This is a genomic window from Bradyrhizobium ontarionense (assembly GCF_021088345.1).
GTDB lineage: Bacteria > Pseudomonadota > Alphaproteobacteria > Rhizobiales > Xanthobacteraceae > Bradyrhizobium > Bradyrhizobium ontarionense.
Genome location: NZ_CP088156.1, coordinates 3496515 through 3514370 on the forward strand (window position 1 = coordinate 3496515; position 17856 = coordinate 3514370).

At 67.5% G+C, this 17856-nt stretch carries 16 protein-coding genes; 1 reads left to right on the forward strand and 15 read right to left on the reverse strand.

Translation table 11 applies throughout. The features are described 5' to 3' along the window. Window positions 1–16: 16 nt before the first annotated feature. Window positions 17–1090: a class 1 fructose-bisphosphatase gene (locus tag LQG66_RS15805; RefSeq protein WP_231327125.1), complete on the reverse strand. Its 1074-nt coding sequence runs from the start codon at window positions 1088–1090 to the stop codon at window positions 17–19. Window positions 1091–1226: 136 nt separating this feature from the next. Here LQG66_RS15805 and LQG66_RS15810 point away from each other — a divergent pair, with 136 nt between their 5' ends. Next, window positions 1227–2147: a LysR family transcriptional regulator gene (locus LQG66_RS15810; RefSeq protein ID WP_231327126.1), complete on the forward strand. Its 921-nt coding sequence runs from the start codon at window positions 1227–1229 to the stop codon at window positions 2145–2147. A gap of 67 nt (window positions 2148–2214) precedes the next feature. Here LQG66_RS15810 and hemA read toward each other — a convergent pair whose 3' ends face one another. Genes hemA through bchF form a run of 14 tightly spaced genes read right to left on the reverse strand, consistent with a single transcriptional unit; the run spans window position 2215 to window position 17843 of the window. Next, entirely contained in the window at window positions 2215–3426 is a 1212-nt protein-coding gene (gene hemA, locus LQG66_RS15815) for a 5-aminolevulinate synthase (RefSeq protein ID WP_231327127.1), read from the reverse strand. Continuing rightward, on the reverse strand, window positions 3423–4472 hold the full coding sequence (gene puhE / locus LQG66_RS15820) for a putative photosynthetic complex assembly protein PuhE (RefSeq protein WP_231327128.1): 1050 nt from the start codon (window positions 4470–4472) through the stop codon (window positions 3423–3425). Before puhE ends, hemA begins: the two co-directional genes overlap by 4 nt. A 13-nt stretch (window positions 4473–4485) precedes the next feature. Next, complete coding sequence (gene acsF, locus LQG66_RS15825) at window positions 4486–5550, reverse strand: magnesium-protoporphyrin IX monomethyl ester (oxidative) cyclase (protein WP_231327129.1); 1065 nt, start codon at window positions 5548–5550, stop codon at window positions 4486–4488. Continuing rightward, a complete protein-coding gene (locus LQG66_RS15830) occupies window positions 5547–5852 on the reverse strand; it encodes a hypothetical protein (RefSeq protein ID WP_231327130.1) in 306 nt (101 codons plus the stop codon). Before LQG66_RS15830 ends, acsF begins: the two co-directional genes overlap by 4 nt. Then, window positions 5849–6316 (reverse strand): photosynthetic complex assembly protein PuhC, encoded by a 468-nt coding sequence (puhC, locus tag LQG66_RS15835; protein WP_231327131.1) that lies wholly within the window; start codon window positions 6314–6316, stop codon window positions 5849–5851. The genes LQG66_RS15830 and puhC overlap by 4 nt, the downstream gene beginning before the upstream one ends. Before the next feature lie 16 nt (window positions 6317–6332). Beyond that, complete coding sequence (gene puhB, locus LQG66_RS15840) at window positions 6333–6983, reverse strand: photosynthetic complex putative assembly protein PuhB (protein WP_231327132.1); 651 nt, start codon at window positions 6981–6983, stop codon at window positions 6333–6335. Beyond that, on the reverse strand, window positions 6980–7753 hold the full coding sequence (gene puhA, locus LQG66_RS15845; RefSeq protein WP_231327133.1) for a photosynthetic reaction center subunit H: 774 nt from the start codon (window positions 7751–7753) through the stop codon (window positions 6980–6982). The genes puhB and puhA overlap by 4 nt, the downstream gene beginning before the upstream one ends. 19 nt (window positions 7754–7772) lie before the next feature. Next, a complete protein-coding gene (locus tag LQG66_RS15850; protein WP_231327134.1) occupies window positions 7773–9197 on the reverse strand; it encodes a BCD family MFS transporter in 1425 nt (474 codons plus the stop codon). Beyond that, window positions 9197–9895, reverse strand: coding sequence for a magnesium protoporphyrin IX methyltransferase (gene bchM / locus LQG66_RS15855; protein ID WP_231327135.1), 699 nt, complete (start codon window positions 9893–9895; stop codon window positions 9197–9199). The genes LQG66_RS15850 and bchM overlap by 1 nt, the downstream gene beginning before the upstream one ends. A 28-nt stretch (window positions 9896–9923) precedes the next feature. Next, window positions 9924–10832, reverse strand: a complete 909-nt coding sequence (bchL, locus tag LQG66_RS15860) for a ferredoxin:protochlorophyllide reductase (ATP-dependent) iron-sulfur ATP-binding protein (protein WP_231327136.1) — start codon at window positions 10830–10832, stop codon at window positions 9924–9926. After that, the gene (locus LQG66_RS15865; RefSeq protein ID WP_231327137.1) at window positions 10829–14422 is read right to left on the reverse strand and encodes a magnesium chelatase subunit H; all 3594 of its coding nucleotides are present in this window, start codon (window positions 14420–14422) and stop codon (window positions 10829–10831) included. Before LQG66_RS15865 ends, bchL begins: the two co-directional genes overlap by 4 nt. After that, window positions 14397–15959 (reverse strand): ferredoxin:protochlorophyllide reductase (ATP-dependent) subunit B, encoded by a 1563-nt coding sequence (bchB, locus tag LQG66_RS15870; RefSeq protein WP_231327138.1) that lies wholly within the window; start codon window positions 15957–15959, stop codon window positions 14397–14399. Before bchB ends, LQG66_RS15865 begins: the two co-directional genes overlap by 26 nt. Window position 15960: 1 nt before the next feature. Continuing rightward, the gene (locus LQG66_RS15875) at window positions 15961–17247 is read right to left on the reverse strand and encodes a ferredoxin:protochlorophyllide reductase (ATP-dependent) subunit N (RefSeq protein WP_231327139.1); all 1287 of its coding nucleotides are present in this window, start codon (window positions 17245–17247) and stop codon (window positions 15961–15963) included. Further along, window positions 17244–17843, reverse strand: a complete 600-nt coding sequence (gene bchF / locus LQG66_RS15880; protein ID WP_231327140.1) for a 2-vinyl bacteriochlorophyllide hydratase — start codon at window positions 17841–17843, stop codon at window positions 17244–17246. Before bchF ends, LQG66_RS15875 begins: the two co-directional genes overlap by 4 nt. Between the last annotated feature and the right edge of the window lie 13 nt (window positions 17844–17856).

Here is a 17856-nt window from a genome sequence, read left to right on the forward strand (position 1 = left end):
GCTCAGCAAGGCTGGCTCAGCGGAACAGGCCGCGCCGCGCGAACAGGGGCGCATCGCTGGTTTCGAACAGCGGCTCGACGCCCTCAAGCAACTGGTCGATATCGCGGACGAGGCGGACATCGCCCATGATCAGCGGCGCGCGCTGATGCGGTGAGCGGGCCGACAATTCGAGGATGCGCGCGCGGCCGCTCGACGCCGACCCGCCGGCCCACTCCATGATCAGCGCCATCGGATGCGCCTCGTAGATCAGCCGCAGCCGGCCCTCGCGATAGCCGGGGCGCGCGTCGGCCGGATAGAGGAACACGCCGCCGCGCATCAGGATGCGATAGGCCTCGGCGACCAGCGAGGCGATCCAGCGCATGTTGAAGTCGCGACCGCGCGGACCGGCCGCGCCCGCGAGACACTCGTCGACATAGTTGCGGACGGTCCCGCTCCAGTGCCGCCGGTTCGAGGTATTGATCGCGAACTCCGGCGTATCCTGCGGGATGCGCAAGCCCGACTTGGCGAGCACGAACTCGCGCAGCGACGGATGCAGCACATACAGGTCGACGCGATGATCGATCGCGAGCACGAGACAGGTCTGCGGTCCATAGACGAAGAAGCCGGCGGCGCGCTGCGCCGTGCCAGGCTCGAAGAAGCTGGAGAGGACATCGCGGCCGCGCGGCCGGATCGAGAAGATGGTGCCGACCGAGATGTTGTTCTGCAGGTTCGAGGAACCGTCGAGCGGATCGATCGCCACGCAGAGTGGGGCAGCAGCATTGACCGTTTCAGGCCGGTCGACCTCCTCGGAGAGGATGCCGGCGACCGGCGCCCGGCGCAGCGCATCCCGCATCAGGTTGTCGGCGACGAGATCGAGCGCCTTCTGCACGTCGCCGTCGGCATTCACGGTTGCTGCGCCTTCGTCGACGCCCGAAATCGGCGCAATCGCGATCTGCCGCGCCAGATCGCGTGCAGCCTCGGCCAGCGCCTCGATGACGGCGGCGCAGTCCGCGTCCGCACCTTGCGATGCGAGATGGGCTTGCAATGTCTGATGATGATCCATCTGAGGATGATCTATCTGAGGATGATTCATGGGCCACTCCCTTGCCATCAGCCCATTCTTTGGAGAGCTTGATGCGTGCGGCACGAAGGGGTCGTGCCGCACCCCCATCAACGCTCGGTTTGCGTGATTAGGGAAATTTGTTTATCTTTGGCTCGACAAAAGTTTTCCTTATATCGAGGGTTTCATGAGCCGGCGCTTCGCCCGCGACCTCACCATTCGCCAGCTGCGCGCGCTTGCAGCCGTACAGGAGACCGGGTCGGTCACCTCCGCGGCCGGCCGTCTTCACCTGACGCAGCCCGCGGTCACGCTGCAAATTCGCAACCTTCAGGAGCTCGCCGGCCTGCCGCTGATCCAGCGCACCACCGACGGCATGATCCTCACCGAAGCCGGCCGCAGCGTGCTGGCGCTGGCCGAACGCGTCGAGGCCGCGCTGCAGGATTGCGAGCAGGCGCTCGACATTCTGGCGGGGCGCAGCGGCGGCAGGGTCGCGATCGGCGCGGTCAGCACGGCAAAATACTTCGTCCCGTTCGCCATCGCGGAATTCTCGCGACGGTTTCCCAAGATCGACGTCACCCTGCGGATCGGCAATCGCGACACCATCCGCGAAGCGCTCAGAGGCTACGATCTCGACATCGCCATCATGGGACGGCCGCCGGCGGACATTCCCGTCGACATGCGGCCGATGGGCAAGCATCCGCATGTCATCGTCGCGCCGGCGGGACACCGGCTCGCGCGCCGAAAACGGATCGCGGCTGCAGATCTCGCCGGCGAGGTGTTCATCACGCGTGAGAGCGGCTCAGGAACCCGCATGCTGATGGAGACCTTCCTGGAGAAGCACGGTCTGCATCCCAAGACCAGCATGGAGATGGACAGCAACGAGACCATCAAGCAGGCCGTCATCGCGGGGCTCGGCATCGCCTTCATCTCGCAGCATACGGTGTCGCACGAGCTCGGCGAGGGCCGCCTGGTCACCTTGAAGGTGCCCGGAATGCCCGTGATCCGCCAATGGCATGCGGTACGGCGCGCCGACAAGCTGCTGCTACCGCCGGCGCAGGCCATGCTGGACTTTCTCGGCAAGGAGGGCGCTCGGTTCCTGCCGCGCTGACCGCGCGGCGAGGAACCGGCGTGGTCGCACCGTGCGCGCGCACGTCGATGTACGCGCGCCCCCGACCTCACGCGGCCTGCGCCAGCCCCATCTCGGCCCAGATCTCCGACAATGCCGACACCAGGCGATCGATGTCCTCGTCGGAGTGATGGGGCGACGGCGTGATGCGCAGCCGCTCGGTGCCGCGCGGTACCGTCGGGTAGTTGATCGGCTGAACATAGATGCCGTAGCGGTCGAGCAGGATGTCGCTGATCTGTTTGCAGCGCACGGGATCGCGCACCATCACCGGCACGATGTGGCTCGGATTGTCGAGATGGCTGACACCGGCTTCGTCGAGCCGGCGGCGCAGCCGCGCCACGCGGTCCTGGTGGCGCGCGCGCTCGATGCTGCTGGCCTTGAGATGGCGGATGCTGGTGAGTGCACCAGCAGCCACCGCCGGCGGCAGCGAGCTGGAGAAGATGAAGCCGGAGGCGAAGCTGCGGACGAAGTCGCAGACGGTGTTGGAGGCGGTGATGTAGCCGCCGATGACGCCGAACGCCTTGGCCAGCGTGCCCTCGATGACGGTCAGGCGGTCAGCAACGCCGTCGCGCTCGGAGATGCCGCCGCCGCGCGGGCCGTAGAGGCCGACGGCATGGACCTCATCGAGATAGGTCATCGCGTTGTACTCATCGGCGACGTCGCAGATGTCCGAGATCGGCGAGATGTCGCCGTCCATCGAATAGACACTCTCGAACGCGATCAGCTTCGGCACCTTCGGATCGAGGTCGGACAGCTTGTCGCGAAGATCGGCGACGTCGTTGTGACGCCAGATCCGGGTTTCGCAGCGGCTGTGGCGGATGCCCTCGATCATCGAGGCGTGGTTGAGCTCGTCCGACAGGATCACGCAGCCGGGCATGCGCGCCGCCAAGGTCGACAGCGAGGTCCAGTTCGAGACGTAGCCGGAGTTGAACAAGAGCGCGGCCTGCTTGCCGTGGAGGTCGGCGAGCTCCTCTTCGAGCAGGATGTGATAGTGGTTGGTGCCGCTGATGTTGCGGGTGCCGCCGGCGCCTGCGCCGCAACGGTCGAGCGCCTCGTGCATCGCCTCCAGCACCTTGGGGTGCTGGCCCATGCCGAGATAGTCGTTGGAGCACCACACCGACACGTCGCGTGCGCCATTGGGGCCGCGATAGGTCGCCAGGGGAAACGCACCCGCCTTGCGTTCGAGGTCGGCGAACACGCGGTAACGTCCTTCCCGGCGAAGACCATCGAGTTGGCGGCGGAAATAGTCTTCGTAGTTCATGGTACTCCCCCCTGTGCTGATGTGCTCGGATCGACCGTCGTCGGGATCGAGGCCGCGGTCAGTCCGGTGATGGTTTGCGATTGTGCGTCGGCGCGGGCCTGGCGATAGGCCTGCCGGAATTGTTCCTCGAGCCGTTGCCGCGCCGCGGCCGCCGCAGTCTTGGCCGACACCGGCCGTTCTGCCGGCACGGCGCCGTCTGGCACGACGGCGAGCACGGGCCGCGCGAAGGGCGGCAGCGGCGCTAAGCGCAGCGGCACCGGAACGGCGGCGGCAGGCACGGTCACCGCGACCGGCTCCGGGTGCGAACTCCAGCGCCACAGATTGATGACCGGCATCGGCAGCGCCATGAAGCCGTGTTCGAGCGCCCCGAGCGCGATCAGCGATGCAAGCAGCGACAGCGCCACGCCGTCGAAGGACGACGCCGCATTGAGCGCGCCGGCCGCGACCAGCACGGTGGCTCCCACTGCGGCCACGATCGAGAACGGAAACAGCGCGTTGATCTGCTTGCGCGAGAAATAGCTGCGCATGAACCGCACCTGCTGCGGCAGCAGCTCGTCGTTCAGCGTGCGCACGCCCAGGAACAGGTTGATCTTGGCGCTCTGCCGGAGCACCAGCAGCGCCGCGAAGGTCCACCAGCTGAGACGGTTGGGCGCGCCGGAGGTCACCGCGAACACGAGACCCGCGGTCGCGATCAGCGCCAGCTCGTGATAGGCGATCGCCTGCAAGGCAAAGCCGACGCGTCCGAGCGGCGTGCAGTCGCGCGGGCAGGGTTCGGGACGCGGGCCGGTGATCCAGCCGGCGAGCAGCGACATCTCGACCGTGCCCCACAGCAGGATCGCGCAGGTGAAGGCGCAATAGGCGTCGGCGTCCTCGGCGGCCTGGCTCGACACGGCGACGCCGGACAGGGCCGCGACGAAGGCCGCGGCCGTTCCCCATTTGAACGCGGCCGGATGGCGGGCGGCGAGCCCGACCAGCAGCAGCACGGCGCCGGTCGAGAACCACCAGACGAACACGACATAGGGAATGGCAATCGCGGTCGCGCCCATGGCGGGCTCCTTCTCACCAGGCGGGTTGCAGCGTGATCTCCCGCGGCAGCTCGTTGCTCTTGGCCGGCAGCATGTAGAGCCGGCCGAAGGTCAGAGCGGCCTTCAGCGGCAGCACCGCACGCTTGACCGCCCCCATGAAGCCGCCCTGCGCCTTGGCATCGGCAATCGCCTCCGACACCTCGCGCAGCTGCTTCAAGCCGGCCCAGAAGCGCGGATTGTCGATGTCGAGCATGACCGGGAAGACCTGGCGCGAGATCTCCGAGGTGATGCGGAACACGTGCATGTCGTAATCGTCGGGCGACATGCCCAGCGCCTCGTAGAAGGCCGGACGCATGTGGTCGCGCACATGCATGGTGGCGAACACCGCGAGCAGGAAGAACTTGATCCACAGCTTGTTGCGGCCCTGCAGCAGCGACGGATCGGCGCGCATCAGCAGCGCGAACGCCTCGCCGTGCCGGAACTCGTCGTTGCACCACTTCTCGAACCATTTGAAGATCGGGTGGAACTGGCGCTCCGGATGCTGCTCCATCTGGCGATAGATGGTGATGTAGCGGGCATAGCCGATCTTCTCCGACAGGTAGGTCGCGTAGAAGATGAACTTCGGCTTGAAGTAGGTGTACTTCTTCACTTTCGTGAGGAAGCCGAGGTCGACGCCGATGCCGTGGTCCTTGAGAATCTCGTTGATGAAGCCCGCGTGGCGGGCCTCGTCGCGGCTCATATAGGAGAACAGCTCGCGGATATCCGGATTGGTGATCCGTCTCTTGATCTCGGCATAGAGCACGCAGCCGGAGAACTCCGCCGTCAGCGACGACACCAAAAAATCCTTGAACTCCACGCGAAGCGCCTCCGGCAGCTCGTTCAGATCCTTGTCGAATTCGGGCGTGCGCACGAAGTGCTTGCGGTTGTGGTCGGCGCGCAGCTCGGCCATGACCGCATCCCATTCCCGGCGCACCAGCTCGACGTTGAGCCGGTCCATCGCCGCGAAATCGGTGGTGTAGAAGCGCGGCGTGAGGATCGTGTCCTCGCGGGCCATGTCCGTGGTCGAGGTGCTTCCGGCTCCGCCTTCCATCGCGATCATCTGACCCTCCCATCTGAAAAACTGACGTCGTACAATTCGGTGAGCTCGAGATAGCCGGCGAGATGCATGCCCATCCGCTTCCAGGGACTGGCCCGCACCACGGTCGCGGTGCGGCGCAGGTTCAGCTGCTCGCCGAACTTCACCGTGATCGGCTCGCCCTGGATCAGCACCTCGTCGCCCGGACGGATGCCGACGTCGCGGTCGAGCGTGACGTGCGCATGCAGGCTCTCGCCGGTGCGCTCGATCTCGATGCTGCAGCCGATGTCGAAGCGGCGCGGCGCGGTGGTCCATAGCCCTCTCATTGCTGCTCTCCCATCGCCATCAAGCCCGTGAACCGGCGCATGTTGTCGGCACCGAACGGCGCGAGATCGATCTGCCGACCGGTGGCGGGATCGTCCAGGGTCAGATGACCATCCGACCAGCGGTTGATCGTGAAGGCCGGGCCCGACCCGATCGCGTGACGCTGGCGGTCGAAGGCCATGCTGCGCAGCACGGTGCGCAGGAAACCGTCGCCGCCGGCCGCGACCACCGTCACGAGCTTGCCGCTGGCGGGCGACACCACAGCGATGCCGCCATCGGCGCGGTCCTCGAACCGCAGCGCCGTCGACTGCACGGCCGCGACGTGGTCGTTGCGCACCGTGCCGAGACCCGTGACGCGACCGACGCCGGCCGCGAGCAAGGCAAAGGCGACCAGGGCGAAGGCCGCGCGAAGCGCGCCCTTCGGGATCATGATCTCGGCCTCGGCGTGACTTTCGGCGTGGCTCATGGCGCCCTCCTTCGACTCACGCTGCGCTGGCGATCGCCGCCGGCGGTGCGCCTTGCGGCTGGCCATCGGCTGCAGGCAACGGCTGCGCCGCGACGGCGCCGTCCGATACGGCGACCAGCGCGTTGGCGAGAATCTCGGCCACGTTGCGGGCGTCCGGCACGCCGCGCAGCATCGGCTCGACCTCGTTCAGCCGCCACGGCCTCGAATGCGGCCACAGCAGCAGATAGGATAGCCGCTGCTCGGCGATGACACCGAGCGGCAGGTCGCCGGAGCCGTCGGAATGGAGCTTCAGATCGGCGCGGCCGACCTGCTTGAACGGCACGTTCAAGGTCATCGGCAGCACGGCACCGAACTGCAGCAGCACGCGCCGGCTGGTGATGGTGTAGCGCGTCGTACGGCTGTAGAGCACCGCGAGCCCGGTGAGCAGCAGCGTCGCCAGCGCCACGGGTGTCACCAGCGACGATGCGCTGGCGACCGAGGCTGCGAGCGGCTGATGATCGAGTGCGCCCGCCAGCACGCGCGCGCCGAACAGCGCCGCGAAATAGGCGAGCACGAGGCGCAGGTGGAACACCCGCAACAGCAGCGCCTTCACCGTCGGCTGTCCCTGCCAGAGCAGCCGCTCGCCGGCCGGCAGCATCAGCGTATCTTGCTCCCGACGCGTCCTCACAGCAGCGGCTCCTGGCGGGAGGCGGTGGCATAGAGATGCCCGCCGCCGTAGTAGCCGACGATCTTGTCTTCCTCGAGCTTGGTGACCTGGTCAGGCTTGGCGAGGCCGGGCACGTTGGCGAACTGCGAGGACAGGATGGCATCGACCAGCACCGCCTTGCGGGACCTGTCGACGATGGCCATGGTCATCGGCAGCAGCACGTGACGTCCGACGATGCCGTCGACCTCGACTTCGAGGTAGCGGATCAGCATCTCCGCGCGATCGACCCAGACCTCGCGGACCTTGCCGCCGACCTTGCCGTCGGCGCCGATCACCGGCATGCCGCGTGGATCCGGATCTTCCGAGGCGATGAAGATGCTGCCGTCGACGCGCAGCGGCACGATCGCCGGGATGTTGTCCATCGTCAGCTCGGGCTCGTCCCTGCGTGCGGCGAACGAGGCCGGGCCGACGCCGTCGTGCATTGGATTGCCGGTTGGCAGATAAGGCGAGCCCGGCCAGGGATACATCGGCGTCACCGGCGCGTCGGAGCGGTCGTTGTCCCAGTTCGGCAGGGTCGCGGTGCGCCCGCCATGCATGTGATAGGTCTTCGGTCCCGGAGGCGTCGGGAAGCCGTGACCGCTCTGGCGGCCGACACGGCCTTCGAACTGGAGCGGGTAGCCTTCGCGCTTGTCCTCGGTGCGCAGATAGAAGATCAGGGCCGCGAAGAACACCCAGAAGCCGTAAAGCACGACCTGGGCGACATCGATGTAGCTCGTGAATGACGTCTGCATGGCTTCCTCCCCGACTGGGCTAACCTGGAAATTCAACGATTCCGAATTGGAGTTGCTGTGGCTGCGCCCGCCGGCGCACCAGCGGCCCGATCACCGCCAGTGTGACGAACAACAGCGCGATCTCGAAATGGTAGACGATGCTGTAGCCGGTCGCGGGACCTGCGAGCGCCACGCCGAGTCGTCCGTCCAGCGCGAGCTGTGACATCACATCGCGAATGGCGCCGCCGCCGGCGATTGCGAGACCTGCGGCCGTGGCCTGCACGGCGCCCCAGGCACCGAGCGCGAGACCGCTCTCGCCGTTCTGCACCAGCGCCATCGCGGCCGTCAGCGTGCCCACGGCGAACAGGCCGCCGCCGAAGCCGATCAGCGCCGTGCCGATCCGGAACAACAGCGGCGAGGCGAGCGGCGCCGAGAAGATGACGGCCGAGAAAGCAAACAGTCCGACGATCCCACCGAGCGCCGCAATCCGATAGGGGTCGGAGCCCTTGCCGAGGCGGCGCGCGGAGAGGCCGAAGCCGGCCAGCGTCCCCGCCGCGAGCAAGGCGGTCAGCGCGGTGGTCTCGCCGACGGTGAGATGCAGGATCTCCGCACCATAGGGCTCGAGCAGGATGTCCTGCATCGTGAAGCCGGCGGTGCCGAGCCCGACCGCGAGCAGCACGCGTGCTGAGCCGCCTGCCTCACGGAAGTGTCGCCAGGAATCGCCGAAGCGCGGCCGTTCCCGCGTTGCCGAGGTGCGCGACGGATCACGCGCTTCCTGCTTCCACAGCGCGATGACGTTGAGCACCATCTCGGTCAGCGCCGCGCCCTGGATCACCTGGATCAGCCGCATCTCGCTGAACTCGGCGAGCAGTCCGCCGAAGGTCAGTGCGCTCGCCATCATGCCGAACATCAGCATCACGTAGAGGAAGGCCACCACGCGGGGCCGTGCCTGCTCCGGTGCAAGGTCGGTCGCCAATGACAGGCCCGCGGTCTGCGTCGTGTGCAGCCCGGCACCGACCAGCAGGAAGGCGAGCGCTGCGCCGATGCGCCCCGCGATCACCTGCCCCGGCGCATCGCCCGACAGCACCAGCAGCGCGAACGGCATGATGGCGAGCCCGCCGAACTGCAGCAGCGTGCCCATCCAGATATAGGGCACACGGCGCCAGCCGAGCACGGAGCGATGGTGGTCGGACTTGAAGCCGATCAGCACGCGCAAGGGCGCGAACACCAGCGGCAGCGCCACCATGGTCGCAACCAGCCAGCTCGGCACGCCGAGCTCGACGATCATGACGCGGTTGAGCGTGCCGTTGAGCAGCACCACCGAGATGCCAACCGAGACCTGGAACAGCGACAGCCGCATCAGGCGCGGCAAGGGCAACTCGATCGACGCGGCATCGGCAAACGGCAGGTAGCGCGACGACAGCCGCGTCCAGACTTGCAGGATCGATGGTCCGCGCCCGCTCATCACGCCCTCAGCTCCAGCGCCTGCGAGGTATAGAAGCCGTTGGCGATGCGGCAGTTGCGGGCGCAGCGCCAGTCGGCGAGATCGGGATGATCGGCGATCAAGCGATACAACCGCTGCTCGGTGACCGGCTCGATCGCCGGCGCACGATTGCCGCGCGGGAACACCCGGCCGACCGCATGCATGACGGCCAACAGCGGCGTCCGCGGCGCGTAGGTCATCAGGATCGCCTCGGAGGTGCGCGCCGCAAGGCCGGCGACGATGCGCACGGCATCCTCGGTGCGGTAGTGGATGAAGGAATCCATCGCCACCACGAAGTTGAAGCCGCCGTGCCGGGGATCGAGCATGTCGCCGGCGACGAAGCGGATCGCTTGTCGGCTGACGTCGTCGGGCAGCCGGCGCTGGGCGATCTCGATCAGGGTCGGCGAGATGTCGACGGCCACGACCTCGGCACCGCGGCGCGCCGCCTCGATCGCGAAGCTGCCGGTGCCGCAGCCGGCATCGAGCAGCCGCGCGCCGCGCAGGTCGAGCGGCAGCCAGGACAGCAGCGTGCGCCGCATCTCGTCACGGCCGGCACGGACCGTGGCGCGGATGCGTCCCACCGGCGCATCCGAGGTCAGCCGCGTCCAGGCGGCGACCGCGGTGCGGTCGAAATAGGTCTCCACTTCACTACGTCGGGTCAGATATTGCGCAGATGTCATCGGCCAGCCCTGCTCAATCGAAGCCCAATCAATCGAAACCCAAGAGATCGAAGATGTCGCGATCCTTGAGCGGAACCGCCTGCATCGGCTCGCTGCCGGCGAGCATCGAGGCCGCGAGGCGCAGATATTCGTTCTGGGCGCGCTCGACGTCCGGCGAGGCCTCCATCTCGAACAGCGTGCACTTCTTGAGCCGGCTCTTTCTGATCACGTCGAGATCGGGGAAGTGCGCGACCGTCTTCAGACCGGCGCGCTCGTTGAACTTGTCGATCTGGTCGGTGGCGGCGCTGCGATTGGCGATCACGCCCCCGAGCCGCACCGGATAGTTGCGCGACTTGGCCTGGATCGCGGCGACGATGCGGTTCATCGCGAAGATCGAGTCGAAATCATTGGCGGCCACGATCAGCGCCCGGTCGGCATGCTGCAAGGGTGCTGCGAAGCCGCCGCAGACGACGTCGCCGAGCACGTCGAAGATCACGACGTCGGTGTCCTCCAGCAGATGGTGCTCCTTGAGCAGCTTCACCGTCTGGCCGACGACATAACCGCCGCAGCCGGTGCCGGCCGGCGGCCCGCCCGCCTCCACGCACATCACGCCGTTGTAGCCCTGGTAGACGAAGTCCTCCGGGCGCAGCTCCTCGGCGTGGAAATTGACCTGCTCGAGAATGTCGATGACGGTCGGCACCAGCCGCTTGGTCAAGGTGAAGGTGGAGTCGTGCTTGGGATCGCAGCCGATCTGCAGCACGCGCTTGCCGAGCTTGGACAGCGCGACAGAGAGGTTGGACGAGGTGGTGCTCTTGCCGATGCCTCCCTTGCCGTACACCGAGAACACCTTCGCGGTGCCGATGACGACGCTTGGATCCATCTGCACCTGGACGCTGCCGGCGTCATCGGGCCGGCGCATCGGTGTCGATGCGAGCGGCGGTCTCAAGGTCACGTTCATGCGGCAACTCCCACGCCTTCGAGGCGATCTTCGAGCTCTTCGCCGGCCTTGCGCAGCACATCGAGCATGGCCGGATCCGGGGTCCAGTAGTTCCGCTCATGCGCCTCAATCAGGCGGTTGGCGATCTTCGCCGACGCGGCCGGATTGAGCGAGGCGAGGCGCTCGCGCATCGCTTCGTCGAGCACGAACGTCGTCGTGATCTGCTGATAGACCCACGGCGCGACCTGCCCCGTGGTCGCCGACCAGCCCATGGTGTTGGTGACGTGCGACTCGATCTGGCGCACACCTTCGTAGCCATGGGCGAGCAGCGCCTCGTACCATTTCGGATTGAGCGTGCGCGTGCGCGTCTCCAGCGCGACCTGCTCCGACAGGGTCCGCACCGTGCCCTCGCCGCGGGTCTGGTCGCCGATATAGACCGGCGCGGCCTCGCCCTTGGCGCGGCGCACGGCGCGGCTGATGCCACCGAGCGTGTCGAAGTAATGATCGATGGTGGTGACGCCGAGCTCGACCGAGTCGACGTTTTGATACGCCGCATCGACCCCGGCCAGCACGTGCCCGAGCAGCGCGTCGCGCCGGACCGGCCGGCCGTCGGTGCCGTAAGCAAAGCCTTTGCGGCGCGTATAGACATCAGCGAGCTCGTCCTCGTCAGTCCAGGCCCCGCAATCGATCAGCTGGTTGACGTTGGCGCCATAGGCACCCTCGGCATTGCCGAAGACGCGCAGCGCAGCGTCCGCAAGCTCGCCGCCATGCGCGGCCTGGAAGGCAAGCGCATGCTTGCGCACGTAGTTCATCTCGGCCGGCTCGTCGGCTGCGGCCGCGAGTAGCGCCGCTTCCGCGAGCAGCTTGGTCTGCAGCGGCATCAGATCGCGGAAGATGCCCGAGAGCGTGATGACGACATCGATGCGCGGACGGCCCAGCCGCTCCAGCGGGATCAGGTTTGCGCCGCACAGCCGCCCATAGCTGTCGTGGCGCGGCTCGGCACCCATCAGCCACAGCGCCTGTGCGATCGGCCCGCCCTCGGTCTTGAGATTGTCGGTGCCCCACAGCACCAGCGCGATCGTCTCGGGCAGTCCGTGCCCTTCGCCGGCATGACGTGCGAGCAGCCGCGCGACCTGGCGCTCGGCATCCTTGAGCGCGAACGCGCTGGGGATGCGGAACGGATCGAAGCCATGCAGGTTGCGCCCCGTCGGCAGCACGTCGGTGTTGCGCAGGAGATCGCCGCCCGGCACCGGGCGGATGTAACCGCCGTCGAGCGCGTGCAGGATCGCAGGTGTCTCGCTGTCGGTGGCGAGCAGCCGGTCGAGCTCGGCGCGCTTGGCGGCATCGGCGATGCCGGCGAGTTCGAGCAGCTCGTTGCGCTGCGCTTCGGGCGGCGATGCGCCGACCACGTGAAGACCATGCGGGATCAGCGAATATTCCAGCTCCAGCACACTGGTGGCGAGCGCTGCGATGCGCGCGTCGCGCTCGCCGTCCCAGGCCGGCTCGGCAGATGCGAGATCGACGGCCGCCGCCTGCGCCTGGATCAGCGCCACGCTATCGGCCCTGACCTGCGCGGTCGCATCCGGTGACAGGTTGCGCCAGGCATCGAGCGAGGACTTCAGATCGGCGAGCCCCTTATACAGGCCGGCCCGCGTGATCGATGGCGTGAGATAGCTGATCAGCGTGGCGCCGCCGCGGCGCTTGGCGAGCGCGCCTTCGGACGGATTGTTCGACGCGTAGATATAGAAGTTCGGCAGGTCGCCGATCAGCCGCTCCGGCCAGCACTCGGCCGAGAGCCCGGCCTGCTTGCCCGGCATGAATTCCAGCGCGCCATGGGTGCCGAAATGCAGCACGGCGTGGGCGCGGAAGTCCTCGCGCATCCAGCGATAGAACGCTGCGAAGGCGTGCGTCGGCGCGAAGCTGCGCTCAAACAGCAGCCGCATCGGATCGCCCTCGTAGCCGAAGGCGGGCTGCAGGCCGACAAAGACATTGCCGAACTGCTCGCCGAGCACCAGCAGGCTCGCGCCGTCGGTCTGGTGGCGGCCGGGCGCCGGTCCCCACTGCTTCTCGATCTCGGCAAGATGTCGCTCGCGCCGCACATGCTGATCGACCGGAATGCGCGCCGCGACGTTGGCCGCAGTACCGAACCGTTCGGCATTGCCCTTCAGCACGCGCGCCCGTAGTTCGTCGACTGTCGCCGGCACGTCGATTGTGTAGCCTGCCGCGCGCAGCGAATTCATCACATTGTGCAGCGACTCGAACACCGACAGATAGGCCGCCGTGCCGGCTGCGCCGCCGTTCGGCGGGAAGTTGAACAGCACCACCGCGAGGCGCCGCGAAGCGCGCGCCGACCGCCGCAGCTCGACCAGCTTGCCGACGCGAGCGGCGAGTTGCGCGGCACGCTCCGGCAGAGAGGCCATGTCGCGCCCGGCATCGCCCATCGACGAGCGGCCGCCGAACACGGTGGGACCGACGGCGCCGTCGAGCTCGGGGATTGCGACCATCATGGTGGCCTCGACCGGCGTCAGTCCGCGCGCATCGTCGTGCCACTGCTCGACGGTCTGGAACTCCAGCGGATGCGCCGCGATCAGCGGCACGTCGAGCGACGCCATGACTTCCTCGGCCGCGCGCGCATCGTTGTAGGCGGGGCCGCCGACCAGCGAGAAGCCGGTGAGCGAGACAACGGCATCGACCGTCGCCACGCCGTCCTTCTGGAAGTAGCGCTCGATGGCTGGGCGCGAGTCGAGCCCGCAGGCGAACACCGGCACGACCGCAAGCCCGCGCGCTTCCAGCGACGAGATCACACCATCATAATGCGCGGTGTTGGCGGCGAGAAGATAGGAGCGCATCAGGATCACGCCGACGCGGCCGACCGCCTTCGGCACCGCCGGCAGCTCGTCGGCACGGTCGATGATCCGTTGCGCCAGACGCGGATGGTAGAGCCCGACATCCGGATAGGTCACCGGCTCAGCCGCGTTGAGCTTGCCGCGCAGCGAGGCGCGCGAGCCGTCGGCATAGCGGCCGACGAGATAGCGCACCATGTTGGCGAAGTTCTGCTCGGAGCCCGCCAGCCAATATTGCAGGGTGAGGAAATAGGCGCGCAGATCCTGCGCGGTGCCGGGGATGTAGCGCAACAGCCGCGGCATCCGCTGCAGCATCTTCATCTGGCCCTGGCCGCTGGCGGCTCCACCGGGGCGGCTGCTGCCGCGCAAGCGCTTCAACAGGCCGAGAACGCCGGTGGCCGAGCCGGACATCGTGAGCTTGCCGAGCCGGGTCAGACGCACGACCTCGCCCGCCGACAGGCAGCCGATCATCGCATCGCAATGGTCGCGCCGCGCCGTCAGCGCCGGCAGCACCGGCTGGATGTGATCTTCCATGAACAGCATGGTGGCGACGATGATGTCACCGGTCGCGATGTCGTCGTTGCAGCGCTGCAGGGCGTCCGGATGGCAGCCCCACTCGTCCGCGGCATGGACCTTGAGATCGAGGCCCGGCAGCTCGGCCTGGAGTGCGGCGCGCGCGCGCAGGGCAGCCGAGGCGAGATGGCTGTCCATCGTCACGATCACCACCCGGATGGGTGTGTTGTCAGCGACCGAAATGCGCTTTGGCATCGTACAAGGTCTCGAGTGTGATCAGGTTGACGTTGCGCTCGCGCGCAAAACGTTCGGTGTTGCGGCGCGCCTTGCCGCGAACGAAGAAGGGAATCTTGGTCAGCTCGCGCTCGGCGTCGGTCGCCCAGGACAGAGCCGCGCTCGACACAGCGACTGCAGCAGGCTCGGCACTGCGCACTGCCTCGGACGGCCGGGCGGGCGCGGCGCCGAGATGCGACGGTGCATGATCGGCGAATTCGTGGTCCTCGCGGAACATGCCGAGCAGATGCTCTTCCAGGCCCATCATCAGCGGATGCACCCAGGTATCGAACAGTACGTTGGCGCCTTCGAAGCCCATCTGCGGCGAGTAGCGCGCCGGGAAATCCTGCACGTGGCACGGCGCCGAGATCACCGCACAGGGAATGCCGAGGCGCTTGGCGATGTGGCGCTCCATCTGCGTTCCGAGCACGAGCTCGGGGCGCAGCTCGCTGACGCGGGCCTCGACTTCCAGATAATCGTCGGTAATCACAGGCTCGACGCCGTAGATCGCAGCCGCTTCGCGGATCTCGCGGGCGAATTCGCGGGCATAGGTGCCGAGGCCGACGACCTCGAAGCCGAGTTCCTGGGTCGCGACACGTGCGGCGGCCACCGCGTGGGTCGCATCGCCGAAGATGAAGACGCGCTTGCCGGTGAGATAGGTCGAATCGACCGAGCGCGAATACCACGGCAGCCGGCTCTCGCTGCGCGCCAGCACGGGCGACGCATCGACGCCCGCGAGCGCCGCCACTTCCGCGATGAACTCGCGCGTCGCGGTGACGCCGATCGGGATCGTGCGGGTGGAGGGCTGGCCGAACTGGCGCTGCAGCCACTGCGCCGCGGTCGCGGCGATCTCGGGATACAGCACGATGTTGAAATCGGCTTGGGGAAGACGGGCGAGATCGGCCGGCGTCGCATTCCACGGCGCGACGACGTTGATCTCGATGCCGAGCTCCACAACCTGCCTGGTCACTTCCGCGAGGTCGTCGCGATGACGGAAGCCGAGAGCCGTCGGACCAAGCAGGTTGCAGACTGGACGAGCGCCTGCCTCCCTTGGACGGCGGGGGGAGCCGTTCGCGGAAGACGCAGCCAACGCCCGTACAATCCGGTAGAACGTTTCCGATGCGCCCCAGTTCTCCTTGCGCTGATAGGCCGGGAGCTCGAGCGGGATCACCGGAATCGGAAGCTTGAGCGCCTGCGCGAGCCCGCCGGGATCATCCTGGATCAGCTCGGCGGTGCACGAGGCGCCGACCAGCATCGCCTGCGGCTGGAAGCGGTCATAGGCCGCGCGCACCGCGCTCTGCAGCAGATCCGCCGTGTCGCCGCCGAGATCACGCGCCTGGAACGTCGTGTAGGTGACCGGCGGGCGGCGGTCGCGGCGCTCGATCATCGTGAACAGGAGATCGGCGTAGGTGTCGCCCTGCGGCGCATGCAGCACGTAGTGCACGTCGCGCATCGCGGTGGCGATACGCATCGCACCGATGTGCGGGGGTCCTTCGTAGGTCCAGACTGACAGCTGCATCTCACACCGCCAATCTGGTCTGGCGCAGCAGCGGCCGCGCGAACAGCTCGGCGAGATCGCCGGCCTGCTCGAAGCCCTGGATCGGCGTGAAGATCAGCTCGATCGACCATTTGGTCGTGAGGCCCTCGGCCTCCAGCGGATTGGCGAGACCAAGGCCGCAGACGACGAGGTCCGGCCGCGCGGCGCGACAACGGTCGAGCTGGCGCTCGACGTCCTGGCCTTCGCTGAGCAGGACGCCCTGCGGCAGCAGCTTCAGCTCGGAGGCGAGATGCTCGCGGTGCAGATAGGGCGTGCCGACCTCGACCAGCTCCATGCCGATCTCGCGGGCAAGAAAGCGCGCCAGCGGGATCTCGATCTGCGAGTCCGGGAATAGGAAGACGCGCCTGCCGGCCAATTGCGCGCGGTAGCGCGCCAGCGCGCGCTCGGCGCGCGCCTGGAGCGGCGCCAGCGTGCGATCGACATGGGCGCGCGAGACACCGAAGGCATCGGCGGCCGCCGCGAGCCACAGCGCCGTGCCCTCGCCGCCGAGCGGGAATGGCGCGGCGATGCGGCGGCAGCCCCGCTCCTCCAGCGCGCGTGCGGTGTCGCCAAGGAACGGCTGCGCCAGCAGCACGCGCGTCTCGAGACCGATCGCCGGCAGCTCCGACGAGCGCCGCGGCGGCAGGAATGCAACCTGGTCGATGCCGAGCGAGACAAAGATGCGCCTGAACTGGTCTTCCACCACGTCGGCGAGCGCGCCGACCACGAGCAGCGACGGTCCAGAAGCACGATCGGCTACGGGCAGCACCGGCACCAGCGACGCGAGGCAGGCGTCCTCGCCTTGCGTGAACGTCGTTTCGATGCCGCTGCCGGAATAATTGAGCACGCGCACGCCGGGCGCGAAACGCTGCGACAGCCGCAGCGCGGCGCGCGACAGATCGAGCTTGATCACCTCCGACGGACAGGAGCCGACGAGAAACAGCAGCTTGATATCGGGCCGGCGCGCCAGCAGCTGGGCGACGATGCGATCGAGCTCGTCATTGGCGTCGACGAGCCCGGCGAGATCGCGCTCCTCCATGATGGCCGTGGCAAAGCGCGGCTCGGCGAAGATCATCACGCCCGCCGCCGACTGGATCAGATGCGCGCAGGTGCGCGAGCCCACGACGAGGAAGAACGCGTCCTGGATCTTGCGATGCAGCCAGACGATGCCGGTCAGGCCGCAGAACACCTCGCGCTGGCCGCGCTGGCGCAGCACGCCGTCCGGAGAAGATGTTGATGGAACAGCGCAGGCCTGCGCGTGAATGGTCATGACGCGCGCTCCACACTCGTCACGCTGGCCCGCGCCATCGCTTCGTCCTGCAGACGCGCGGCGCGCAGCTTGAGCAGAAACTGCGCCGCGTTGATCGCGTAGGACGCGTAGGCCGCGAGCACCAGCAGCATCTGCTGCTGCGCCGTTCCGATATGACCGATGATCGCGGCGAGATAGGCCGTATGCAGCGCGATCACCAGCATCGAGAAGACATCTTCCCAGAAGAAGGCGGGCGCGAACAGATAGCGCCCGAACACGACGCGCTCCCAGATCGAGCCGGTGATCATGATGGTGTAGAGCAGCGCCGTCTTCAGAACGACCGAGACGGTGGCGAGCCAAAGGCCCTCGCCGGTCGCGAGATAGCGCGACACCAGTGCAAGGCTGATCAGAAAGGCAAAAAACTGCAGCGGCGCCAGGATGCCCTGCACCAGGGTCCAGGGCGTGGCGTCCCGCCTGCGCTTTTCCTCAGCCGTATAAAGCGGTTGCCGCTTTGCACGCGACGTCGTCCCCGGCGTGAAGCAGAGTTGCCCCCAGAGCGATGGATCAGCGGCAGATGTGAATTGCGCGTCACACGATGTGTAAAGATGATTTGACAACATCGGTGCCCAG